This is a genomic window from Clostridium sp. UBA1056 (assembly GCA_002316385.1).
Lineage (GTDB): Bacteria > Bacillota > Clostridia > Clostridiales > Clostridiaceae > Clostridium_J.
On the sequence record DCDL01000001.1, the window covers coordinates 23,947 to 49,272 of the forward strand.

28 protein-coding genes are annotated in these 25,326 nt (G+C 29.6%); 4 read left to right on the top strand and 24 right to left on the bottom strand.

Features of this window, described 5'->3' with window-relative positions:
• Positions 1–291 precede the first annotated feature (291 nt).
• The 5 genes from B3W71_RS00110 to B3W71_RS00130 form a co-directional block, all read right to left on the bottom strand.
• The gene (locus B3W71_RS00110; RefSeq protein WP_346886905.1) at positions 292–1,503 is read right to left on the bottom strand and encodes a murein hydrolase activator EnvC family protein; all 1,212 of its coding nucleotides are present in this window, start codon (positions 1,501–1,503) and stop codon (positions 292–294) included.
• Between the two features lie 321 nt (positions 1,504–1,824).
• Entirely contained in the window at positions 1,825–2,898 is a 1,074-nt protein-coding gene (locus B3W71_RS00115) for a hypothetical protein (RefSeq protein ID WP_346886906.1), read from the bottom strand.
• Positions 2,891–3,835: a DUF1700 domain-containing protein gene (locus B3W71_RS00120; protein WP_346886907.1), complete on the bottom strand. Its 945-nt coding sequence runs from the start codon at positions 3,833–3,835 to the stop codon at positions 2,891–2,893. The genes B3W71_RS00115 and B3W71_RS00120 overlap by 8 nt, the downstream gene beginning before the upstream one ends.
• Complete coding sequence (locus tag B3W71_RS00125; protein WP_346886908.1) at positions 3,835–4,161, bottom strand: PadR family transcriptional regulator; 327 nt, start codon at positions 4,159–4,161, stop codon at positions 3,835–3,837. The genes B3W71_RS00120 and B3W71_RS00125 overlap by 1 nt, the downstream gene beginning before the upstream one ends.
• Before the next feature lie 512 nt (positions 4,162–4,673).
• The gene (locus tag B3W71_RS00130) at positions 4,674–5,285 is read right to left on the bottom strand and encodes a superoxide dismutase (protein WP_346887003.1); all 612 of its coding nucleotides are present in this window, start codon (positions 5,283–5,285) and stop codon (positions 4,674–4,676) included.
• A gap of 206 nt (positions 5,286–5,491) precedes the next feature.
• On the opposite strand from B3W71_RS00130, the gene B3W71_RS00135 reads away from it, so the two are divergent.
• Positions 5,492–6,025, top strand: a complete 534-nt coding sequence (locus B3W71_RS00135) for a DUF6512 family protein (RefSeq protein WP_346886909.1) — start codon at positions 5,492–5,494, stop codon at positions 6,023–6,025.
• Between the two features lie 151 nt (positions 6,026–6,176).
• Here B3W71_RS00135 and B3W71_RS00140 read toward each other — a convergent pair whose 3' ends face one another.
• Positions 6,177–7,556: an ATP-binding protein gene (locus B3W71_RS00140; RefSeq protein ID WP_346886910.1), complete on the bottom strand. Its 1,380-nt coding sequence runs from the start codon at positions 7,554–7,556 to the stop codon at positions 6,177–6,179.
• A 4-nt stretch (positions 7,557–7,560) separates the two neighbouring features.
• Positions 7,561–8,247 (bottom strand): response regulator transcription factor, encoded by a 687-nt coding sequence (locus B3W71_RS00145; protein WP_346886911.1) that lies wholly within the window; start codon positions 8,245–8,247, stop codon positions 7,561–7,563.
• A gap of 152 nt (positions 8,248–8,399) precedes the next feature.
• Between B3W71_RS00145 and B3W71_RS00150 the strand changes: the two genes are divergently transcribed.
• Complete coding sequence (locus B3W71_RS00150; RefSeq protein WP_346886912.1) at positions 8,400–9,830, top strand: sulfite exporter TauE/SafE family protein; 1,431 nt, start codon at positions 8,400–8,402, stop codon at positions 9,828–9,830.
• A gap of 440 nt (positions 9,831–10,270) precedes the next feature.
• Here B3W71_RS00150 and gshAB read toward each other — a convergent pair whose 3' ends face one another.
• From gshAB to B3W71_RS00175, 5 genes are all read right to left on the bottom strand, one after another.
• Positions 10,271–11,671: a bifunctional glutamate--cysteine ligase GshA/glutathione synthetase GshB gene (gene gshAB / locus B3W71_RS00155; protein ID WP_346886913.1), complete on the bottom strand. Its 1,401-nt coding sequence runs from the start codon at positions 11,669–11,671 to the stop codon at positions 10,271–10,273.
• A gap of 309 nt (positions 11,672–11,980) precedes the next feature.
• Positions 11,981–12,298 carry a cupin domain-containing protein gene (locus tag B3W71_RS00160; protein ID WP_346886914.1) on the bottom strand — a complete coding sequence of 106 codons (318 nt, stop codon included), beginning with the start codon at positions 12,296–12,298 and terminating at the stop codon, positions 11,981–11,983.
• A gap of 59 nt (positions 12,299–12,357) precedes the next feature.
• Positions 12,358–12,537, bottom strand: a complete 180-nt coding sequence (locus B3W71_RS00165; protein ID WP_346886915.1) for a DUF1858 domain-containing protein — start codon at positions 12,535–12,537, stop codon at positions 12,358–12,360.
• 49 nt (positions 12,538–12,586) lie between these two features.
• A complete protein-coding gene (locus B3W71_RS00170) occupies positions 12,587–13,135 on the bottom strand; it encodes a hemerythrin domain-containing protein (RefSeq protein ID WP_346886916.1) in 549 nt (182 codons plus the stop codon).
• 19 nt (positions 13,136–13,154) lie between these two features.
• Positions 13,155–13,793: a hypothetical protein gene (locus B3W71_RS00175; RefSeq protein WP_346886917.1), complete on the bottom strand. Its 639-nt coding sequence runs from the start codon at positions 13,791–13,793 to the stop codon at positions 13,155–13,157.
• A 407-nt stretch (positions 13,794–14,200) separates the two neighbouring features.
• Between B3W71_RS00175 and B3W71_RS00180 the strand changes: the two genes are divergently transcribed.
• Entirely contained in the window at positions 14,201–14,743 is a 543-nt protein-coding gene (locus B3W71_RS00180; protein ID WP_346886918.1) for a GrpB family protein, read from the top strand.
• An 18-nt stretch (positions 14,744–14,761) separates the two neighbouring features.
• Here the strand turns inward: B3W71_RS00180 and B3W71_RS00185 are convergent, their stop codons facing one another.
• From B3W71_RS00185 to B3W71_RS00240, 12 genes are all read right to left on the bottom strand, one after another.
• On the bottom strand, positions 14,762–15,208 hold the full coding sequence (locus B3W71_RS00185; RefSeq protein WP_346886919.1) for a DUF5071 domain-containing protein: 447 nt from the start codon (positions 15,206–15,208) through the stop codon (positions 14,762–14,764).
• A 228-nt stretch (positions 15,209–15,436) separates the two neighbouring features.
• Entirely contained in the window at positions 15,437–15,865 is a 429-nt protein-coding gene (locus tag B3W71_RS00190) for a hypothetical protein (RefSeq protein WP_346886920.1), read from the bottom strand.
• 55 nt (positions 15,866–15,920) lie between these two features.
• On the bottom strand, positions 15,921–16,298 hold the full coding sequence (locus B3W71_RS00195) for a hypothetical protein (RefSeq protein WP_346886921.1): 378 nt from the start codon (positions 16,296–16,298) through the stop codon (positions 15,921–15,923).
• 41 nt (positions 16,299–16,339) lie between these two features.
• Positions 16,340–16,537: a hypothetical protein gene (locus B3W71_RS00200; RefSeq protein WP_346886922.1), complete on the bottom strand. Its 198-nt coding sequence runs from the start codon at positions 16,535–16,537 to the stop codon at positions 16,340–16,342.
• A gap of 492 nt (positions 16,538–17,029) precedes the next feature.
• A complete protein-coding gene (locus tag B3W71_RS00205; RefSeq protein WP_346886923.1) occupies positions 17,030–17,476 on the bottom strand; it encodes a DUF2691 family protein in 447 nt (148 codons plus the stop codon).
• 2 nt (positions 17,477–17,478) lie between these two features.
• A complete protein-coding gene (locus tag B3W71_RS00210; protein ID WP_346886924.1) occupies positions 17,479–17,613 on the bottom strand; it encodes a hypothetical protein in 135 nt (44 codons plus the stop codon).
• A gap of 340 nt (positions 17,614–17,953) precedes the next feature.
• Positions 17,954–18,256 (bottom strand): hypothetical protein, encoded by a 303-nt coding sequence (locus B3W71_RS00215; RefSeq protein WP_346886925.1) that lies wholly within the window; start codon positions 18,254–18,256, stop codon positions 17,954–17,956.
• A gap of 437 nt (positions 18,257–18,693) precedes the next feature.
• Positions 18,694–19,668, bottom strand: coding sequence for an SPFH domain-containing protein (locus tag B3W71_RS00220; protein ID WP_346886926.1), 975 nt, complete (start codon positions 19,666–19,668; stop codon positions 18,694–18,696).
• A 12-nt stretch (positions 19,669–19,680) separates the two neighbouring features.
• On the bottom strand, positions 19,681–20,091 hold the full coding sequence (locus tag B3W71_RS00225; protein ID WP_346886927.1) for a TM2 domain-containing protein: 411 nt from the start codon (positions 20,089–20,091) through the stop codon (positions 19,681–19,683).
• 255 nt (positions 20,092–20,346) lie between these two features.
• On the bottom strand, positions 20,347–20,538 hold the full coding sequence (locus tag B3W71_RS00230) for a YwbE family protein (RefSeq protein ID WP_346886928.1): 192 nt from the start codon (positions 20,536–20,538) through the stop codon (positions 20,347–20,349).
• An 11-nt stretch (positions 20,539–20,549) separates the two neighbouring features.
• Positions 20,550–22,745, bottom strand: a complete 2,196-nt coding sequence (locus tag B3W71_RS00235; RefSeq protein WP_346886929.1) for a DNA topoisomerase III — start codon at positions 22,743–22,745, stop codon at positions 20,550–20,552.
• A 215-nt stretch (positions 22,746–22,960) separates the two neighbouring features.
• The gene (locus B3W71_RS00240) at positions 22,961–24,442 is read right to left on the bottom strand and encodes an aldehyde dehydrogenase family protein (protein WP_346886930.1); all 1,482 of its coding nucleotides are present in this window, start codon (positions 24,440–24,442) and stop codon (positions 22,961–22,963) included.
• 427 nt (positions 24,443–24,869) lie between these two features.
• On the opposite strand from B3W71_RS00240, the gene B3W71_RS00245 reads away from it, so the two are divergent.
• Positions 24,870–25,205, top strand: a complete 336-nt coding sequence (locus B3W71_RS00245) for a winged helix-turn-helix transcriptional regulator (RefSeq protein WP_346886931.1) — start codon at positions 24,870–24,872, stop codon at positions 25,203–25,205.
• Positions 25,206–25,326: the final 121 nt, after the last annotated feature.

Sequence of the window (25,326 nt, forward strand, 5' to 3'; positions counted from 1 at the left end):
TACTTATTTTTTGAAGATGCCTTATAGTCATAATAACTTGAATATCAGTGAAGTTAATAATTTTATTAAAAAAATCATATTAACCCCTTCATTCTCTTTACAAATATCATTATATATATTAAAAATCTCTTTCACCATAAACCTTATCTTACATAATCAATAATTATCTTACAATTTAGTCATATAAGAAAGAGTGTAGTTAAATCCTATGAACAAATTTAACTACACTCTTGTATTTCAAAAAATTATTTTAAATTTTCCTATGTATTTTAAATTATATATATTATCTTCTTAATAAATATAATATGGTGTTGGATCTATTTTCTCTCCGCTAGCATTGGTAACTTCAAAATGTATATGTGGTCCTGTTGAATATCCCGTAGTTCCCACTAAGGAAATCTGTTGTCCACCTTTAACACTGTCTCCTGCACTAACTAAAAGCTGTGAATTATGAGCATATAAGCTGCTAATGCTTCCATGATTTATTACTACTACATTTCCATAACCATTCATCCAACCTGAATAAGCTACAGTACCATCCATCAATGAATGTACACCCGCACCTTGTGGCGCTCCAATATCAACGGCAGCTTGAAATTCTTCCTTACCGCTAATAGGATTTGTCCTCCATCCATAGCCTGACGTAATTGGATAAGCTATATTTCCAGTTATAGAGGAAATTTCACCATTAGATGATACTTGATTAGATGATACTTGTTCACTCTGCGAGTTTACTGAATCTCCTCTACTTGGCCTTTTAGCAGCTTCTTCCTTACTTTTAGCAGTTTCCTCCATATTGTTGATTATAGCAACAATTTCTTGAAATTCGGATTCCTTTTGGGCTATCATTTTTTCCTGAACATCTATATCCTCTTCTATCTTAGCCATCATCACAGATTTTTCATTTTTCTTGCTATCAAGCTCTTTAGATTTTGTTTCTTTTATAGCCATATTTTGCTGTAGATCTTCTTTTTCATTAGATGCAGCTTGTATTGTTTCCTGTAGCTCCTTTTGGCTATTTGCAAAATCAGATAGTACTCCCTTATCGAAATCTAGAATAGTTTTAACCACTTCTAACCTATTAAAAAAATCAGAAAACCCCTTAGACTCCAAAAGAACCTCAATATAGCCTTGTTCTTGATTTTTATATAGAGTTCTCATTCTTTTATACATGATGTCCTTATTATCTTCTAAATCTTTTTCTAGCTTTTCAGCCTTTTCATTAAGGTCCCCTATTTTCGTAGTAGCTTTATCCATGTCTAACTTCAACTTATAAATTTCATTATCTAAGGTATTTATCTCTTCATTAAGATCTTCCATATTCTGAAGAACATCTTCTTTATTCTTTTCTAGCTCTTTTATTTTTTCCTTGCCACTACCTATTTCCTCTTTAATACCACTTGACTGTTGTTTCTTATCACTTATTTCATCTGCCATAGCACTGGTGGCAACTAGATTAGTGCATATCATTACTGAAATAATTAACTTTATTTTCTTATTCATTAGTTTACCTCTTTTTAATCTTATTTAGCTTATAAAATTTATTTTTTCCGATTTATTCTATGTCACCTCCTTAGTCCAAGCATTCATGGGTATATACTAACTTCTTATAAATTAAATGTCAACTGCTTTCCCTATATCAATATATGTAGTTAAAGCTTATTCATAAAAAAAATGCTGCAAAATAAGCTAATCCTAAATAAATACTGAGTATAACTTTAAAATAAAGTTATACTCAGTATTTTATAAAGATTAGCAATATATTTTACAACAGCCTTTCAGCCCAATTATGCTTAAAACTATATATTAGTCATATAAATCTATTTATAAATCTGAAGTTGATGAATGTTCAAATCTACATATATCGTATCCTGATACACTTAAACTAAAATCCTTATTTTCTCCTCTACCTATATAACCTTCATAGTTATTATTGAAAGTTATAGAATTAAAACTTTGCTCTCTCTCTAAATTTTTATCGCTAAAGTGTGATTCACCACTATTATTTCTCAAATCAACCTTCATAGCATATTCATCAAAATTGGTTTTATATTTCACGTCATGTCCAGCTAATACAACATTTTTTCCTACTGGCATATAAGATTCCATATTTATATAATTGGCATTGACAGTAACATTATTAGGTAACGCCTCTCTTCCCTGATATTCTTTGTAAGTGCCTCCTGAGTATACCTTTATATTGTTGCAATCTATTCTAACATTCTCAGCATTTATAAACTCTCTTAAATCCATCTCTAAATAATTATTAGTTTTAATACTTATATTTTTAAGGGTATTATTGTATGGTAGGTCTACATATCCATCTCTAGGGCTTGCAAATATCAATGTATCCTTTAAAACTTTACTATTCTCTATTGTTAGATTTGTGTCATAGTTACCATTAAAATTAATATCTACTCCTGACGGAACTTCTATAATAATTTGAGCATTGTCATTTCTTTCTTCCATAAGGGTATATATAATTGCATCATATGACTTTTCAAAGAATCCTTTTATATTTTCCGCTTCAAAGAAATTATACATAGTTCTATCACCTACTACTTTAAGTCCCTTTGTATTTGCATCATAGGAAGTTTCTACCTTCATATCATTTTCTAGATATTCTAGGACCTTAACTCTAGCATTTTTATCCGGTGAAGATTTAATTTCTACATTATACCCTTTACTTTCTAAGGATGAAATATCAATGGAATCAACCTGTTCTTCAGTTACAAATACTTCTCTTTCCATTGGAGCTGCATTTATTACATTTCGTTGAACTCTATAGGCTTCATTTACAACTTTCGGAATTACATAGATTCCACTTATTATAGATCCTACAATTCCTATTGTAATAAAAACTCCAGCTACAATAAGAGATTTTTTCCATCTATTCATTAGACTTTCCCTCCTCATCTTCTTTATTTTTTATTTCTTCTTCATAATCTACATCTATAACTTCTGTAAATACAGGCTTTTCATTATAGGTTTTATCTTCTACAGAACTTTCTTCTACCTGTTCATTCTCCTTCGAACCTTCTACTATATATTTCTGATTAAAGGTATCTTCATAACCAGTATGATCCTCATTAGCTCGTTCTTCATTTTTTTCAGTAGTATTCTCACCATTTCCTACATTGTTTTCTTGTTCATTTTTAACTCTAATATACATATTTCTAGTTTTAATCCAAGATATATACTGAACTACTAGGTATTTTAATCCTTTATATACTAAACAGTAAACTGTCCAGCCTAAGATAATAAATCCAGTCCACGCTATGCAAGCAAAGAACCCAAATATTCCCATGGATATATTAATTCCACAAAGAAAGGCAGCTCCTAGATAACCTATAAAGTTTGCAATGGATGCTCCAATGAGGCCTAACCCACTGAATATCATAGTCATAGCTATAGTTAACGCTGGGAAAAACAGCATGACACTTATAACAACTATTATTAATTTCACTCCAGCAGAAGATATCTTTCCATTAATTACTGAATTAGAATCTAAAAATTCTTTAGTTTTATTACCTATTTTTTTACCTTGTCTTTTTATATTTTCCCAAAGGCTTTTAGCTCTCTTAGAAAGCTTATCTTTAAATTCATTATTTGTATTACCTGTAGTTTTTCTTTGCCCCTTCATCTCTTCAATTAGCTCATTAGCAATACTTTTGGGAGATCCTAAGCTTTTTATAATCTCCTCATCACTTTTTCCTTGAAGTTCTCCATTTAAGAAAAACTCCTCATAGTCTCTTAATATATCATTTATCTCAAGCTCACTAAAAAATCCCTTTAAATAATCCCTTAGTATATCTAGAAAATCGTTTTTACTCATTATTCTCTCTCCTTCCTATAACATTCTAAAATTAAATTTACATCTCTTACGAACTCATCCCACTCTTTAACTAAAGTTCTTAAGTTATCTCTTCCATAACCTGTTATTCTATAATACTTTCTGTCAGGTCCACCTTCTGACTTCATCATATAAGTCTCAAAATTTCCTTCTGTGGTAAGCCTTCGCAATAGTGGATATATGGTACTTTCTTTTACTGACATAACTCTTGAAATATTTTCTACAATTTCATAACCATACATATCTCTATCATTAATAAGTGTAAGAACACAAATTTCAATTACGCCCTTTCTGAGTTGTGTACTCATATCTAACCCTCCTTTATTAAATTTTTAATAATAATATAATTTCTCTTTGCAATAACCTTGGCTATTTTCATACTATGCAAAACACAATAGTTCCTTAAAAATATAGAAGTTACTGTGTATTACACAACACCTCCTAAAAAATTCATAAAATTACTATGTAAAACGTAGTAGTCTTTTTAAAATTTAGTACTACGTTTTGCGTAGTACCTTTATATTCTTATATTATCATAGTATTACGTTATACACAATAGCTATATATTAAAAATATCTTTAGAAAATCTAAAGATTTTCTAAAGATATTTAATTCAATAAATCTCATAATATAGTAACTTGTAGTGATGCTTAATAGCACTACAGATAACCCCATAAAAACTTTACATTTTACTACACATTTAAAAACTATATACCTAATTTCTCTAAAGAAAGCAGCATCTTAACATTTTGCATATATAAAATGTTAAGATGTTAGAATTTTAAATAGTTAAAATGTTAAGTAGTTAAGATTTTATATATTATCTATAGCCTTCATATACTTCTTGAATCTTATCCCAATTAAATAAGTTCCAAATGCTATTAACATAATCTGGTCTTACATTTTTATATTTTAAGTAATAAGCATGCTCCCAAACATCTATAGTTAAAATTGGCTTTTTACCTACACTTAAAGGTGATTCTTGGTTTAAAGTAGCCATAACTTCTAATTCGCCATCTTTATTTAATACAAGCCATCCATAACCTGAACCAAACTGTCCAACAGCAGCCTTAGTAACAGCTTCTTTCATGTTTTCAAAGCTTCCAAAAGCTTTATTAATCTTTTCAAGTAATTCCCCTTTTGGTTCACCTTTTCCACCTGGTGTTAAAATACTAAAGTAGAAGTTGTGGTTTGCAACTCCTCCACCTTGGTTAATAACTCCTTGACGAATTTCACTTGGAATACTATCTAAATTCTCTAATAGTTGCTCTAAAGTTTTACCTGTAGTAAGAGCTTCCTGCCCTTCAAGTAACTTATTAAGATTATTTACATAAGTTTGCAAATGTTTGCCATAGTGAGTTTCAACTGTTAAAGCATCAATATATGGCTCTAAGCCATTGTACTCATAAGGTAATTGTATTTTATCATATATCATTTTTCTCCACCTAACCTTTCCATTTATAACATATGCTTATATTTTACCACTTTTCATCCATATAAGCACTAGCAAAAAATTTTATATCGTATTTATTATTATAATACATTAAAGATATTATTCATTAATATAGCATATAAATTTAATATACTAAATATATTTTCTATAAAATGTTATAACTACATTATATAAGGAGGATATTTATGAAGTCTGCACTATTTATGTGGGAATGTATTGGTGTAATTATGATTTTTCTAATAGGTACCATAATTCACTTTGGCTATGAAATGACAAACAAACTAACCTTTACTTCTGGTATATTTGCTGTTAATGAAAGCGTATGGGAACATTGCAAACTTACCTTCTGGTCGCCTTTAATATTCGCACTTATAGAATACTTTTTTGTTGGTAAATATGTAAATAATTTTTTATTTGCAAAGACTTCAAGTGCTTATATAACTACAATTTCCATGCTAGTTCTTTACTATAGAACTCTTAAAAATAATAACTCACACTCTCTTCTGAAGGATTTAATTATTTTTGAAATTAGTATTATAATAGGACTACTAGTAAGCTACAATATAATGTTACTACCTAAGCTTCCATCTGTTATGGATAAAATAGCTATAATCATGCTATTCATTGCTACATTTATCTTTTATTTATTTACTTATTGTCCACCAAAACTACCTATATTTTATTGCTCTGTATCTAACTCTTACGGTACAAAACACTAATCTTTTCTATTATGTAATAAAATAGGAACCTTCATAAAATAATGAGTATGAGCTATTATTGTTAAGAAAGGGTTGATCCATAATAATATAAGCTTATGCTCATTATTAATTTCAGATTATCTGCTTTATGAAAGCTCCTTATTTAAATTTGCTATAACTTAGGTATTTCTATTATAAATTCTGTTCCTTCATTTAATTTGCTTTTTACTTTTACTGTTCCTCCATGAGCCTCTATTATTGCCTTAGATATAGTAAGTCCTATACCTGCTCCTCCTGTAGCTCTAGCTCTAGATTCATCAGCTCTATAGAATCGTTGAAAAATATAAGGTAAATGTTCCTTAGAAATTCCTATGCCATTATCTCTTATATTTATTATTGCCTTATCCTTTTTATCACGACAAGTAACTTCAATTATTCCTCCTTGTTCAGTATACTTTATCCCATTAGAAATAATATTTACTAAAGCTTGAATGATTTTATCCTTATCTGCAGCTACCATGGAACTTTCTAAAATTCTTGTTACATTAATATCTTTATCATGTAGTTGCTTTTCAAAATTTATTAAAACCATTTCTATTAAATCCTTTATATTTACTTCGCTTCTATTTAAAATCAAATCTTCACTTTCATACCTAGAGAGATGCTCTAGGGATCCTACTAACCGACTTAATCTTTGTACCTCCTCATGGATGCTTTGTAGCCTTTCTTCTGTGGGCTCCCAAATTCCATCTATTAACGCCTCAAGCTGACCTTGCATAGTAGTTAAAGGGGTTCTAAGCTCATGGGATATATCCTTAGTTAAGATTTTTCTTATTTTTTCTTCCTCATCTAAACTATTTGCTAAAGTATTTACGGAATTAATCATTTCCTTAATCTCTTTAATATTACTTTCTTCTTTAATTCTATTTTTATATTTTCCTGTAGCTATGAAATTTGTAGCCTTAACTACACTTCCTATGGGTTTACTTATGGATGTAGAAATTAAAACTCCTATACATATGGAAACACCTAAAGAAAAAATTCCTACAAAAATTAATATATTATCTAAGGTTTTGAAAAAACCTACATCTGAATCATTATAATAAAGAGGTCCATAGTATCCTATTTCAAGAGTTCCTACAGAATTATCATCTATTTTTAGATTGTATGTTTCCTCAGTATAATCTCCCTGATATCCAGGATTTATAATGTTCATATTATAACCCATCCTATCCATCATAGCCTCACACATACTGCTATTATGAGTTTTAGCACTCCATATCACATTATCTGATACATCTTTAACCTTTATTATGAAACCATTATCTATAGCTTCAAGGCCTATTTTTTCTATATCTTCTCTACCCCATGCTCCATTTTTATAGGTATTACTTATATCTCTAATTAGTACATTCTTTCTCTCTTCTATTATATCTTCTAGATATCTATTAAAGTTTTCCTTCATAAACATATGAGATGCAAAGCTAATTAAAAATATTATAGTCATGGAAAATAATATAAAAATTAAAGTAAGTCTATGCTTTAGCTTCATTGAATCATTCACCACCAAATTTATATCCTATACCGTGGACTGTTATAATGTATTTAGGATTTTTACTATTATCCTCTATCTTACTTCTTAAATTTTTTATGTGAGAGTCTATTATTCTATCATAGACATCACTATCATCACCTAGAGCTCTATCTAAAAGTTCTGCCCTAGTGAATACTTTCTTTGGACTTTCACACAATGTTAAAAGTATCTTAAACTCTGAAGGAGTTAATTCTATTAAATTATCATTTTTTCTTACCTCATAGTTATCTAAATTTAAAACTAAGTTTCCATTATTGAATCTTAAGATATTATCTTGATTATAGTTTAAAGTTCTTTTTAATATTGCATTTACTCTAGCTACCACTTGCTTAGGACTGAATGGTTTAGTTATATAGTCATCGGTACCTAGAGAAAAGCCATTTAAAATACTTTCTTCTTCAACCTTAGCTGTTAGCATTATTATAGGCACATCTGATTCCCTTCTTATGGTTTCACAAATCTTTTCTCCTGATATATCCGGTAACATTAAATCTAATATTACTAACTTAGGATTATACTGTTCATATTTATCAAGAGCTTCATTTCCATTAAGTGCAGTTATGACTCCATAGCCGGCCTTTTTTAAATAAGCTTCTAAAACTTCCAAAATTTTAACTTCATCTTCCACAATAAGTATATCTATTTTCATATATGGTCCTCCATAAATTTAAAATCATTATAATGTTCTTCTTAATTATAATAAATCATTATGAAGATTCTATGTAGAATCCTCCATAAAATCTTCACAACTTAAATATATACTTTAGTTACTATCTTAAAATTATGTATGAGGTGATAATTTTGTCTAATAAGTCTATAACTCTAAATATTGATAATATGGTCTGTAATTCCTGTGAAAATATTATTAAAAAACATTTTAAAAAGCTTTCTGGGGTTACAATTGTAAAGGCAAGCTACAGCAAGGGGACGGTATATATTGAGTATGATGCTGAAGAGGTATCCTATTCGACTATAGTTTACACCATGGAGAAAGCTGGTTATAAGGTTACTGGTGATAAAAAAAAGAGTGAATCAGAATTTCTTCCCATTGTTGGAATAGTTCTTATCGCTCTACTTATGATCCGTCTTGGCAAAGGTACTGGCGTATTTGACATGTCTTCTGCTTTAAGTAATAGAGTTAGCTATATTGCTCTATTTACCATTGGGGTTCTGACTTCTCTACACTGTGTAGGTATGTGCGGTGGAATAATGATGTCACAAAGTATTACTTCTCAAATAATTCCTGAAAAAAGCAAATTTAAGCCAGGTCTTATGTATAATTTAGGTCGTTTAATTTCTTACACTATCCTAGGTGGTATTGTAGGAGGTATAGGTGAGGTGTTTTCTCTTTCCTTTGGTGCTCAAGGTCTCATAGCAATAGTTGCAGGTATATTTATGGTAATTATGGGACTAAACTTATATGGCTTTAAAGCTTTCAGAAAATTTTCTGTAAAACTTCCTTGGAATAGCTGTAATTCTCAAAAAAAATCTAGAAATCCTCTTATAGTTGGATTATTAAACGGATTTATGCCTTGTGGTCCGCTGCAAACCATGCAGCTTTATGCTCTAGCTTCTGGTAGTGTTATAGCTGGTGCAACATCAATGTTTTTCTTTGCATTAGGTACAATTCCTTTGATGTTAGGCTTTGGAGTTATCGCTAATCTGCTTAATCAGAAAAACTCTAATAGACTAATTAAATATAGTGGTGGTATCATCATAGTTCTAGGAATTATCATGGCCAATCGTGGGGTATCCTTAATGGGAATTAATGTAATGCCTAACTCCCTATCTTTAGGTGGAAGCAACAACACAAGTGTATCTGAGAAGGCTTCAGTGAATAAAGCAACAATTTCTAAAGGAAAACAAACTATAAAAATTGCTGCTACTAATCAGGGATATACTCCAAGTACAGTTTATGTTCAAAAGGGAATTCCTACTGAATTCATAATAGATGGTGAAAGTATTAACTTCTGTAATAATAAAATTGTTATTCCTTCTATGAATGTTCAAAAAACTCTATCCTCTGGAGAAAATGTAATAGAATTTACTCCTGAAGGCGGAGACATAAACTACAGCTGCTGGATGGGTATGCTTAGAGGAACTATAAAAGTAGTAGATGATTTAAATTCTATAGATGATTCTACTATACAAAATGATATAGATAGTGAATTTTACTATCCTTCCAATGATTCTAATAATCAATATTTTAATGGTGGTTTTTCTTGTCACTAAAAATTAAGATAAAATCTAAAAAATAATTCACCAGTCTTTATAAAATGGGGCTTTCGCAAAATAAGCTAATCTAAATAAATATTGGAGTGGCACTTATATTATTAACGCTCAGCCGTTTCGGAATATTGATTTACTAAAGCATTTATTCAAGATGAAATCTACAACACAACAACTCGTATACACTCAAACAAGTTGTGTTGCTTACGATTTTACCATTCATAAATACTAANNTGCAAATGGCATTCGCTAACAATAATATTAAAGTGCATCTTCAATATTTTATATAAGATTAGTAATATATTTTGCGAAAGCCTCATTAATTTAAGATTAGCTTATTTTCAGACATCCTTATATTATATTTCTATGATTATTTTATAATCTCAATTATGGCAATGCTTTACTAAACCCCTCTTCAAAGAAGTTTAAACTATTTATAACTACTAAAAAGTCTTCCCACCATTTTTGATGGCATCTCTAATTAGTTTCTGTGCCCAAGATTCTAAGTTTTCATAGCCTGGTAATTTATTAGTGTTATTCTTAGCACATTCCTTATATTCCTTTGCCAAGGCTAAATAAGCATTTACATAGCCTTCTTCTTTTACCTTCTCTTCAATTCTATGGGCATAAGTTAGATTTACATTTTTTACTTTGGCTATCATTTCATCTATGGTATCATCATTGCCTAGACTAAGTTCTTTACAAATACATCTTATTTCTTCTAAAACATCTAAAGCCCATTGAGATTTTGATATATATTCTCCATCCTTTTTAAGCTTAATATCTTTTTTACCAAACTTAGCTATTAGATTTTGATTTTCTAGAGCCTCCTCTTGCCACATATCATAGGAGCTTTCATCTTTTAATAGAAGAAATAAATTAAATATTTCTAGGAATTTTAAATCACCTAAACTTATTCCTCCCTTTTCAAAAGGATTAACATCTATAGTTCTATATTCTAGATACTTAATTCCATCTTGAAGTAGTGAACTGAAGAAATCCTTTGGATTTTTAGGTTTTAGTCTTATTTGGCTATATAGCTCCTTATGACTTTCTATAAGTCCATCTCCTATAAACTCCTTAAGACTTTTTACATAACCTTCTACACTGCTATAGCCTGGAAATAAATCCACTAAATTTTTATATCCACATTCTCCATTTCTATAAGAAATCCCACCTTCATGGGAATAGCTATCTATAGCTACTTCCTTAAAACATTTTCTACACTCGCACTCTTCTATATAAGTTGAATGTAAAGTTGTAGTGCTTCCTAATAAATATACTATTAGCCATCTATAACGAAGATAATTTCTTGTAATCTTTAGATAAATATCATCTTTAAAGGTTTTATAATCTAAGCTATCTGAAACCTCTTTATAAAGTTCTTTAATTAACTCTTCATTAAAAGAAAAGTTATAATGAATTCCTGAAATTAACTGTTTTTTTCCACCATATTTATCTAATAACGTTTCTCTATACTTTGTAGCCTCCTTAGAGGATTCATCTTCTCCAAATTCAGCTACAGGTATATTTTCAGGTATTATACACGGCATAGACTGTGGCCATAAATACTCTGGTCCTATCTCCTCCACCACAATATCATAAAGTACATTTAAAAAATTATATACCTCTTCTACATTATCAAAGGGTGGAGTTATTACCTCCACTTGACTCTCTGAAAAATCTGTAGTTATATATGGATTCTTACTCTTTTCTCCAAGTCCTTTTGGATGGGGCTCTAAAGATAATCTCCCATCATTATCTACTCTTAGAGCTTCTCTTTCTATGCCAAAGCTTCCTAAGGGAGCTTTGTTATCAATTAAACTTTTTATCTTATTTATCATTTATAATATCCTTTCCAGTCTATATTCCTTTAAATCTAGACTTGTACTCTTCAACGTTAAATTCAGTGATAAAAATAATTTCTTATTTGCCTAACTTATATATTATATATTATTTACCTTTCAAGTCTAATTTACAACTTTCTAACTATATAATATAAAATATTATTGAGTCATTGTCTACTATAATACTATGAATTAAAAAATATTATTTAAATAAATTTCAACATTTTTTTAAACAAAGTAAAAAGAGATATTAAAAGTAATCTTCTTTAATATCTCTTTTAGATATAATTATATTTATTTAAGACTTTAACTTAAAGCTTCAGAAATAGTTACTAATACTTTACTATCCACTTCAGCAACTATATTATGATCTATTCTTGCATCAAAAGGAAGAAAATCACCTTTCTTTAGTCTAAATTTTTCTCCTGTTTTAAACTCCATAATTATAATGCCCTCATAAACTTGAACTGATGCATAACCATTATAAGTATGATATGGCTTGCCACTTCCTGCTACAAAATTAAAAAATATAGTTTTAAATTTTTCATTAGCTACTATTACTTTCGTTCTAGCATCTATCTCATCTATACTTAATGGTGTCAATACATTACTATCTAAACCCATTTAAATTCCTCTTTTCACACTTATTTAAATATATTTTTCAAAGAATTATCTTTATAATATTAATTTAATGCAGCTAATAACTTTTCTATATCTAACCCATGAACTAAAGCAGCTTCTGCTAAAGTTTCTGCTTGAGCTGATGGACAACCTACACAGCCCATGCCAAAGCTCATTAAAATCTCAGCAGCTCCTTCTTTCATTCTAATAACTTCACCAATTGTCATATCTTTATTTATCATATTATTTTCCTCCTATGATTTTAATTTTTACTATTTAAACTAATAAGTGTTATAAATATTTTTCTTCTAATTCTTTTAATATTGCTATATATTTCTCCATAGTTTCAGTATTTGCACCTTCAAATTCAATACAATCTGCATTTACCTTATCCATAGTTTCTTGTTTTAGCTCTCTAGCTGCAAATTTGTATATTACATTATCTTCTTTATCTATATGTCTCTCTAATAGATGAGTATAGGAGATTGCATTAGCAATAACATCTAATATAGCTTCTTTATTGCCAGATTTTAAATTTTCAAGTGCTTCACTTAGTCCTGTAATATATAGTCTTCCCATATCATGTTCTACAAGCATTCCATATTTTACAGTTTTCTCTGCTACAAGTCCAAGTTCATCTACCATTTTATTAAAAAGAATTACCTCTTCCTTTTTATGATGATGAGCATCTGCAAAATTTCTAATAAAATCTATCATTTTATAAAAATCTTCATAGTTTACATTCTTCTCTTCTAAAGCTTTATAAGTAGCTTTTCTAACTACATTAAGCATACGTTTAATATATTTATGCTCTTCCATCATTAAATCTATAGCATTCATTTTTTCTCCTCCTAACCTTCTATTTTTTCTTAATTTCCTGAATCCCATCTTCTGCCTCTATATATTCAAAGTCACTGTTAACTTCATTAACAAAAGCTTTAATCCATAGCCCTCTTAAGTTGTAGAAATAAGAAACATCACCTGATTCTTTATCCCATATATCCTTATGAACACAAATTCTTCTCTTCCACTGCACCATATCTTCAATAGACATACTAATTTCATTTACTCTGTCACATGGCATTCCATCTAATATATAGTCGTTTACTCTATCGTATATATCCATAGCATTAGCCGCTGCATCTCCCTTTTCTTTAACTTCCTTTGCAGCCTTTATTCCCTGATGAATATAAATATTTTCTAATTTAGCTTTAGCTTTTTCATCATTATTAAATAATTTAGTTGTCCAAGCAGCCATTCTTCCTTCTGCTGAATGAATCTTTCCTTGTAACCAACCATGAATATTACTTGTATCTATCATATCTTCTAAAGGAAGATTAAGTAGCTTCTCTCCATGCTTTTCATTGATTTCCTTAGCTAGTGAAGCTACATCTAACCCTTCCTCCTTAGCTAGATTAATTATTTCTTCTTCTAATCCCTCAAACCATAGAATCTTGTTAAATAACCAATAATGTATTTTCCCTAAATATAAACTCATACTTTCTCCTCCTATTATTTAAATGTATCTAAGCTTATTCCTACATTTAGAAATCATATTAAATTTGCTTTTTATTGCTAAATTCAATATCTTCCTATAACATAATTCTTTAGCTAAATATATTTTAACCTGCTTAACCTATATTAAACTTCTTAAGCAGTTTATATTTTATTAATCTCTACATTTATGATTTTATAGTAATATACATATAAACTCTGTAACATATGTTACTAATATAAAATTTTAAATTTTATCCTATTTTGTTTTGTACAATTCTTAATTGTAATTTCATGCTAGCTAACTCTATGCAATATATTTAATTTAATATTATAATTAGCATATATGTAAATTAAATAAGCCCAATACTTAACAAAGAAATAATAAAAATAAACGTGAGGTATAAAGTAATGATTGGATTGTCAAGAGGAATTGTTAAACTAGCTCCATATACTGATCAGTGGAAAGATGAATTTAATAAAGAGAAGAATCTTCTTAGTTCAGTAGTTGGGGATTATGTACTAGCTATTGAACATGTAGGAAGTACCTCTATAAAAGGTCTAGATTCCAAACCTATTATTGATATAGCCATGGGAGTTAAATCCTTAAATGTAGTAAATGACTTTAGAGAACTATTAGAATCTATTGGTTATAACTATAGAGGAGATGGTGGAATCGAAGGTAGAGTTTTATTTGCCAAGGGCAGTGAAGAATTAAGAACTCACTATCTTCACGTAGAAGCTATTAATAGTAACATGTGGAAAAATCATATATACTTTAGAGATTATCTTCGCCTACACAGTGATTATGTCAATGAATATTCAAAACTTAAAAATGAGTTAGCCTTAAAATTTGCAGATGATAGAAGTGCCTATACAAAAGAAAAGGATAAATTTATTAGTATGGTTTTAGAAAAAGCTATGAAGGAGTTTTCTAAGGATATGATTCTTTAATTTTATTATCTTTTCGTGCTATTTCCAAAACTCACTACCTGCCAATAAAGATAAATATACATCCTTTGAAGTAAAGTCATTTTCCTTTAAGCTTAACTGTAATAAAAAATATGATAAGTTTTCTATCCATATTTCATCATCTGAACTCAAAGCCTCTTTAACAGCATCCTCAAAATATGGAACAAACTCAGCTTTAGGTATTGTTCTTAACAGTTCCATTACTACATTTGAACCTGGCCAATTAATATCTTGTAGCCATACTAATAATCCAGGTATTGCTCCCCTTATCCTAGAATAGCCCATTTTAAGCAAGACCTTTGCTGCATTTTCCCAGTATTCTTTACTAACTGGTTGTAATAAATCCTTTAGATCTAAGCTTTCAACTGAAGCAAGCTCATTTATAGTTTTATTCTGATTATTTAAAGAAGCATTCCAACTGAGATTTAAAAAAATATTCTTATCCATTTTACTCCTCCTATTTTCTACTAGTAGTAGGTATTGGTGAAATTAGATATTAAGGCTTCAAAAGATATGATAACAATACAACCACTTCACTAAAAACGAAAGTTTTTAATAATTCTTTATTCAATTAAATTTATAATTTAATCATAGTAAATTTAAAATTCATATATCTATTTCTATCTTTTTCTAAATATTATTAAGCTATATTTTATTTGAATTTAAAGATTTTATCTATGACCACATAATAATCATTGCTGTAAATAATAATGCTAATACTATTGTAATTATACCTGATACTGTTATAAGCTTTATTTTTTGTTTATCTCCAGATTTTCTTACATTTAAAAATCCGATAATAATAAAAAATATAGTAAAAACACATACTGATATTGGTATAAACAAGCTATGTGAAATATTATTATAATTTTCTTCATAAAGTATTATTATAATTCCCGCTAATATACATACTATATAAGCCATACTATCATAAGTTATACTTTTAGTACTTTTATATGATTTGTATATTTTATAAATACTAGCAAGTATAAAAATAATAGCTATTGCAATAATCACCTTTGAACCTTTAAATAAGTTATATAAAACTAAACCTAACATAGCTAAGATTATACCTGTACTTGGTTTCATTTCATTCTCTTTCATAGATATTCCCCCTACTTAATTACTTAACTGTTCATTTGCATAATCTGCAGATATATCATTGAGGGCGTGCTATAATATTATAAATCAAAACTTCTTCACTATGATTTAGCCCCAAAAACCAATTAAGTTCCTCATCAAAGATTAGACAGTCAATATCTTGCCATGGCTCTAATTGCTCAACATATAAACATATTTGTTCAAAGTTAGTAATATAGATGGTTTTTAGCCTTTCATGATACATAAAGAGACTCTTTTCTTTCGGTATATTTACTTTGCGTAATCGTTCAAATGGAATTATTTCATCATATCTATTTAAATGATTAATGAATAGTATTCTCTCTGGATAGTTTTTGTCTATGTAAATCTTTTTAAACTTACCTAGAATTCTATCTGCTTCATTAAATTCCATTTCATCTCCATTAAATTTATACATCTTTACCCCTCCTAGTAAAATATCTTATCAATCTTTTAATATTAGTTATCCCCAAAAATGTATCCATCCGCCCCATTAGCTTTTCCATTAGACCAATCTCTCCATTTTATATGAGGCATGTTATACTCGTTATCAATTGGATGAATCTCATATCCATACTTTGGTGCGTCAATCTCATACGTTAGTCTTTTCCTCAATTCAGGTCTTACATCATTACTAAATAAGTTGTGTTCTAACAATTCTCCTGTTTATCCAAGTAAACTATCCGCATTGATAAACCTACCCACTCAGGATTATAGCAACGACTTTGTAAGTAGTAATATCCAGTATCTGTATCATACTTATATACTATATATCTATATGGATTCTTTACTCATACAATGTCTTTAAGTGTTTCAGCTATAGATATTAACTTACCTCAAATGTCGTAGATATAAGAAACAATTTGAGTTCTATTAGTTATTTCTTCATAATCTACCTTATTTCCTTCTAGCATGCATTTAAATGACACTCTAAACCCCTGATTTAGCTAGTGTAACTTACTTGTATAGATTAGGATAGACTTTTTCTAAATAGGATTCTATATTTTTTCATATAAAGTCAAGATAATAAACTTATTATCTTCATATATAAAGAAAGAAAGTTTCATTATAGTAAATATAACGAAACTTTCTTTCTAAATTTATTATTAAATACTAATAATAATTATTTCATTTACCTATTTTCTAATACTATCCAACACTAAATATTGTTCTACAATCATTTTCGTCGGTAATATATTCAATTTCATCAAAACCTTTTTTAATGCAATTGGATTTAATAATTTCTATTATACTGGTACTCTTTGAATAGATTTCAAAATAAGCACTATCAGAACATAATATAACTAATTCACAATTACTTTTTAAAAAATCATCATAACAATTAATATTATCTGAATAATTATTATCTGTATATGCTTTAATATTAGCAAAAATAGACATATAATAGTTAATATTTATTAAACTAAAAAACGTGCTTCCGTCAATAAATTTTTCTATAAATAAATTGTCATCATTACTAAGATATACTTCATCTTCTGATACATTCCAATATAATCTTTTAACATCAACGCCATCTAAAATAGTCGCAAATATTGAATCATCACATTTATTACGTATAAAACTAATACCTCTCATAATTAGCCTCCAAAAATCATAATACCCCCTCTACTAAAAGCACCTCCAAGTGGTACAATACTCATATCATCTGCAAAACCAACTCTAGTAATGTCATTTCCCACAACCCAGGCAATTGCAATACCAGTTGTAACCATTATTCCTACACCTATAACTGGTTTTGTTATATCACTGTACCAATTATTATTTTTTACATTTATCTCAAATTAAAAACCTAGCAGAAGTCTAGTTCTTCTAACTAGGCATAATAAAGTTTCATCTACTTACATATTAAGCTAATTTGATATTTTCACTTCTAATTTTTTAGATAAATTCATCTTGTGTACACTCTTATTTCCCTTAAAGTGAAGCCTACTAAACCACAATGAACTATAATTGATTCACTATCAACAATTATTAATTAAAAGCATCTAGTTTTATAATTATGCAGCTTGATTAAGCTACTTTTGTAGTTAGTTGTTTTCCATTATTTTTTTATTATTCTATATGATATTCATGTGCTACAACTATAAGTGAAGCTTCATCTTCCTCATCTGTATTTGCAAATACAAACTTTCGACATGGTGCAATATCTTTCATTTCACATATTGCGTATAGAATCATTCCTACAGGTCTTTTTTCAATAACTTCTTGTACGCTTAAAAATCTAACACTAATAACTTCTCCTTCTTGACTCTTAAGCAATACTGTAACATCATTACCGCTATTAATTATATTTTCTACTTTACTATCATGCACTTTATAATTCCCAACATATCCAATAAAATCACTATTTTGCATTATATCATCTCCTAATATTTAAGATATCTTACCATCTAAAGTTTTGCTAGTTACCCTATTTAAATTATCATAAGTATAAGCTACTGTATTTCCATTACCATAGGTAGCATTTTTTAATACTCCTAATATATTATCATAGTTGTTTGTTATAAGTGTATTGCTTCCTACTGATACAGATTTTTGATTTCCATTTCCATCATAAGCAAAGTTATAGCTTGCGCTATTATTCTTAACATTTCTAAAGTAATTTTGACGAATTGTTCATGGTAAAAATACTCTAATTATATTTATCAACTCTACATATTGATTTAATATTATAATTAGTATCACTAGTGTTTAATTAATTATATAATAAAAGAGTTTGTAAGATATTTTACTCTTATAAACTCTTGTTTAATAAAATATATATTTATTTAAAGCCATCTCGAACATTATTCTTATAAACCTAATATTTGTTTTTTCTTTGCATCGAATTCTTCTTGTGTTAATATTCCTTCATCAAGCAGATTCTTCAATTCACGTAATTGATCGGCACTACTTTTACAATTTGTTTCAAAACTTGTGGCATTAGAGATTGTACCCGCCATTGTGTTTCCAAGTGCCATACCTGCACCCAATCCAGCTAACCCACCTTCTTGTTTTGAAGCATCACGCATTGCTCTTGCTGTTTGATATTTCATGAATGTATTCATGTCTTTACTTGCCATTCCGATTCCAGACTGTTCATCAATCATTTGTTCTACTTCATCTGGTAATGATATACTTTCAATTACAACGTTACTAAATTCAATCCCCATTTGTGCCGCTTTAGTGTTTGCTGTTTTTTGAACTACACTAGATAATTCTCTATACTTAATAGCTAAATCCAGTATAGGCATATTTGTTTCACCTATTGTAATTACAACAGATTCAGTAATTAAAGATGATAAATATTCAATAATATCATATGTAAGAACTTTCCCCTGTGTACCAAACAATTCCTTCATGAATTTTTCAACATCAACAATTCTAAATGCATATTTTCCAAATGATCTTATTCGCGCCATATTAAACTCGTTATCACGTTTAATAATTGGAGTTTTTGTTGCCCACTTATTATCTATAAATTGCCTTAGACTAATAAAATATAGATCAGCTTTAATAGGAGAATTGAACCCATATCCAAATGCCGTCAAAGCTGATAAGATTGGTAAATTATCAGTATTCAAAGAATAGGTTCCTGAATATAATATATCTGCCAACTCCCCACCTTTTAAAAATATAGCTGCTTGACTTTCTCTAACAATTGCTCTAGCCCCTTGCTTAATCTCATTATTAGGACGATTATACTTATTGACAATAATCTTATTGCTTTCATCTACATATTCAATAACATCAATAAATTGACCTTTTACAAAATCCATAATACCCATAAATTTCACCTCCTATTTTAGTGGTAATCCGTTACTATCTGTAAATGAACCACCTGCAATCAAGAAAATATCTATAATCCAACCAATCCCAAATATTCCACCGGTAAAGAGATAAAGTAACCCCATGCCTGTTTTACCAACATAAAATCTATGTGCCCCAAAATATCCTAAAAGAATACATAGAATCAATGCTACAGTTTTATCTTTATAACTTGCTGAGTGCATAAATCCACCATTAATCGCTGAATTTGTAACCGTATTATTAATAATTATCTGAGGTTGAGGTTGTTGTTGAGATTGAGGTTGAGATTGAAATTGTTGTTGATATTGTTCCTTATTAGTATTAATCTGTGTAAATGTTGCACCACAATATGCACATTTTCCATTCTCTATAGGTGCACCACATATTGAACATTTATCCATATAAATATCCCCCTTGTAAATGATAAAATATAATTCCTTAGTGTAAATTATATACCAAATATCAACTTATTACTAGTTAAAGCATAATGTAACAATAATCATATTGTTACATTAATCTCTCTAACTTTATTTTATAATTTTTATAAAAAACAGGCTTTAGATTTATAAATACAAATCTAAAGCCTATTTTCATTTGTTTTAAAACTATAATTATACTACCAAAATTAAAAATTTGATGACTGTCCTAGTGCATTTCTATCTAATTTCTTGTACTCTTCCAACTACACCATCCTCAAGCATTACCTTAATACCTCTTGGATGTACTGATGAATTAGTTAATAACCTCTTAACTATTCCCTCAGTTAATTTCCCAGTTGCTTGATCTTCCTTCTTTACTACTAAGACCTTTGCCCCTACCTTTATATCTGATCTTTTAGTTCCATCCATAATTATACTCCTTATTTCTTAAACAAATCTCCTAATGCTGCAAATGGATTATCATTAGCTGCTTCTTGTTCTGCTTCTTTTTTCATCTTCTTCATGTAATTATTAACATCTCTCTTATCTACTTTGCCGCCCTTTTCAAATCTCTTATTAAACTGGGATGCCTTTTCTCTAAAGTTACAGTTTGCTCCTGGACATACATAAATTTGACCTTCTCCATGTCCTTTAAGCATAAGTTTTTTCTTACACTCTGGGCAACGAGCATTTGTAGTTCTACTAACACCTTCTCTGTGACCACATTCTCTATCTTGGCACACATTCATAACTCCAGTTTTAGTCTTAACCTCTAACATGTATTTTCCGCACTTAGGGCATTTTGCACCTGTGACATTTTCATGGACAAACTTATTACCATTGACTTTAACATCTTCAACTAGAGCTCTTGAATATCTTCTCATCTCTGCAATGAAGTCCATAGCATCTTCTTTCCCCTTGCTAATATCCTCTAGTTGACTTTCCCATTTAGCCGTTAAAAGTGGTGACTTAAGATCGCTTGGAACTAATTCTATAAGCTGTTTTCCCTTAGAGGTTGGAACTATTTCCTTTCCTCTCTTTTCTATAGAAAATGAATTAAATAATTTATCTATAATATCTGCTCTAGTAGCTACAGTTCCTAGTCCACCTGTAGCATTTAAAGTCTTAGCTGCATCCTTACCTACATTAATATACTTATGTGGGTTTTCCATGGCAGAAAGAAGTGTTCCTTCATTGAATCTTGCTGGTGGCTTAGTTTGACCTTTATTTATATCTACAGAGTTTATTCTTAGTTTATCTCCAACATTAAGCTTTGGAAGCACTTGATCTTTTAAACCATCATCTTCACTTGAATCATCTATGTCTTCTCTATCATATAGTGCTTTCCATCCCTTAGATTTTATAACCTTACCCTTAGCTATAAACTTTTCTCCGGCTATTTCTGTCACTATATTAGTTTGTAAATATTCAAAAGGTGGCATCATAACACTTAAAAATCTCTTAACTACTAAATCATAAATATTTCTTTCCTCTGAACTTAAGTTAGACATATTAAGACTTTGCTCTGTAGGAATTATAGCATGGTGATCTGAAATCTTACTATTATCTACAAAACTCTTACTTGGAGTAATTTTTCCCTTTAAGATATTTGTAGCTGCTGCTCTATATGCTCCTATAGATATAGCTTTTAATCTTTCTGGTAGTGTAGCTACTATATCTGTAGTTATATATCTTGAATCAGTTCTTGGATAAGTTAATATTTTATGATTTTCATAAAGTCTTTGCATTATAGAAAGAGTCTGCTTTGCAGAATATCCCCAAATTTTGTTTGCATCCCTTTGAAGCTCTGTTAAATCATAGAGAGCAGGAGAAGGCTTCTTCTTTAAGCTTTCCTTTACATCAATAATACTTGCTTCTTGTCCTTTAACCTTCACTAAAATTTTATTGGCAGTTTCTTCATTAAAGGTACTCTGATAATTATTTTTATCTACCCATTGAAGTGAAAACTCTCTGCCCTTTGCAGTAATTGTATAGTAATCCTTTGGAACAAAGTTTTTAATCTCTTCTTCTCTTTGAACTATCATAGCTAGTGTTGGAGATTGAACTCTTCCAGCCGAAAGCTGAGCATTGTATTTACAAGTAAGAGCACGAGTTACATTAAGTCCTACAAGCCAATCTGCCTCTGCTCTACACACAGCTGCCTTGAATAAGTTATTATAATCTTTACCTGGCTTTAAATTTTTGAATCCATCTAGAATAGCCTTATCAGTTTGAGAAGAAATCCATAATCTCTTTAGTGGTTTTTTAACCCCAGCTTTTTCTATTATCCAACGTGCCACCAGTTCTCCTTCTCTTCCAGCGTCTGTAGCAATAACTATTTCATCTATATCACTTCTTAGCATTTGCTTTTTTACTTCATAAAATTGCTTTTGAGTCTTTTTTAAAACTGTAAGCTTCATACGTTGTGGAATCATAGGTAAAGTCTCCATGCTCCACTTTTTATATTTTTCATCATAATCCTCAGGGTCTTGAAGCCCAACTAAATGACCTAAGGCCCAGGTTACAACATAATTGCTTCCTTCTATATATGAATGTTTATTTTGATTACATCTTAAAACCTTTGCTAAATCTCTACCTACTGAAGGCTTCTCTGCTAGTACTAATATTTTTCCCATTTTTTACTTCCTCTCTTATCCTTTAGTATCTATATAAAGTATTATTTACTTATCACACTAAATCTTATCTTTTGTATTATACCATACTTTACCTTAGTATAAAGAGAAATGGTAATAGATGATTTCTATCGAATAGAATTTTTTATTAAAGTTAAAACTTCATAAAATAAGGCTATCAACCAAAGTTGATAGCCTTACTAATATATTGATTAAACCTATTTTACATACATTCCACTTGGTTTTTCAGATAAATTAACCATAATATTCTTCATTTGAGTATAAGCATCTAGGACAGATTTATGAGTTTCTCTACCTATTCCTGAGTTCTTATATCCTCCAAATGGTGCTCCAGCTGGGAAATTATTATAAGTATTTACCCATACACGACCTGTTCTAATGCCTCTAGCAACTTTCATAGCTTTATTGATGTCTTTGGTAAATACCCCTCCACCTAAACCGTATTCGCTATCATTTGCCATGTCAATTACTTCATCTATTGTCTTGAATTTAATAACAACTCCTACAGGTCCAAAGATTTCTTCTCTAGCAACTCTCATATCATTAGTAACATCTACAAGAAGAGTTGGTTTCATGAAGTAACCTTTAGCAGCATCGCCTTCAGTGTATCTTTCTCCACCTGTAGCTACTCTAGCTCCTTCTTTCTTACCTATTTCTACATAGCTAAGAATTTTATTAAGTTGAGCTTCACTTACTTGTGCTCCCATTTGAGTATTACTATCCAATGGGTTACCTACCTTAACCTTCTCGAAAGCTTCAACTGCTTTTTCTATAAATTCATCATAAAAGTCTTCCTGTACAAAAATTCTAGATCCTGCTGAGCAAACTTGACCTTGGTTAAATAGAATTCCTAGTTGAAGTCCTTCTAGGGCTATATCTAAATCTGCATCTTTAAAGAATATATTAGCAGATTTTCCCCCAAGTTCTAGCGTTGCAGGAATGATATTTTCTGCTGCTGCAAGTCCAATTTTTCTACCTACTTCTGTGGATCCAGTGAAGGCTAATTTATTAAGGCCTTTATGATGTTGTAGATATTCTCCACTCTTAGAACCTCTACCTGTAACTATATTAATTACACCTCTTGGAACTACATTTTCTATTAATCTCATAAGCTCAAGTACACTTAATGAAGTTGTACTTGATGGTTTAAATACTGAAACATCTCCTGCCGCTAATACTGGAGCAAGCTTCCATGCAGCCATTAAGAATGGGAAGTTCCAAGGTACTATTTGTCCTACAATCCCAATTGGCTCTCTTAATATTATATTTAAAGTATTTTCATCAAGCATTGTTGAGCTACCTTCATCTGAACGAATAACTCCAGCAAAATATCTAAAGTGATCTGCCGCTAGCGGTATATCAGCTCCTGTAGTCTCTCTAATTGGTTTTCCGTTATCCATAGTTTCAATAGTAGCTAAATACTCTGCATTATCACTAATGATATCTGCAATTTTGTTTAGCACATCTGCTCTTTCAGCAACTGTTGTTTTTCCCCAAGTTAGGAAAGCTCTTTGAGCTGCTTTTACTGCATCATCTACATCTTTTTCTGTAGCATCTGCAATTTCAGCTAAGAATTCTCCAGTAGCGGGATTGTAAGTTTTCAAAACTCCTCCATCAGAAGCCTCTCTCCATTGACCATCAATATATAGTTGATATTTTTCTTGTAATTTTATATTCATAGTAAATCCTCCTTGTGAATTCTCATAATGTTTTATATTTTTCTAATTTGTTTTTTCTATCTCATAATGTAATTTTATTATAATCACAAAATATATTTTTAGAAAGTAGGCACTTTATTCTTACTAACTATATTTTTAGTGCCATAGTATCATAAAGGATACTAATATGTTAGAATTAAATAAATAATATTAGGAAATTATATATAGTACAATATAAATAGTAGATTTTTAATTTTAACCTCTATGAAATTCATGATATAATGCAGAGGATGTTATAGACTTTTTTATATAGTTACTTTTTGTACTATAATATAATAAATATACTATTAGGGCGGTGAATATAATGGATAAGAATTTGATATGCATATTTCCTAGACATGAAGAGTGTCATATGAGGAATCAATGAATTAAGTACTCTACGTGCCCCATGGTGGTGGTACAAAATCTCCTATCTGGTAAATGGAAAATATTAATTTTATGGTACTTAAGTTATGGCACCTTAAGATTTAGTGATATTAAAAAGAGATTGCCTAAGGTAACTCAAAAAATGCTGACTTCACAATTGAGAAGCTTAGAAGAAGATAAACTTATATCCAGAAAAGTTTACCCTGTAGTACCCCCTAGGGTTGAATATAGTTTAACTGAAGTTGGTAAAGAAATTATACCTATTCTTGAAATGATGCATTCCTTTGGAAGTGAATATTTAGATGCAGGTTTATTAAATACTGAAGAAAAGGATGAAGATAGCACTCATTTAAATTAGTTAGATCTTTCTATTTAAACTTAGGTAATAATTGAAGAAATACATATAAAAAGTGGCTTTCGCAAAATATATTGCTAATCTTATATAAAATATTGAAGGTGCACTTTAATATTATTGTTAG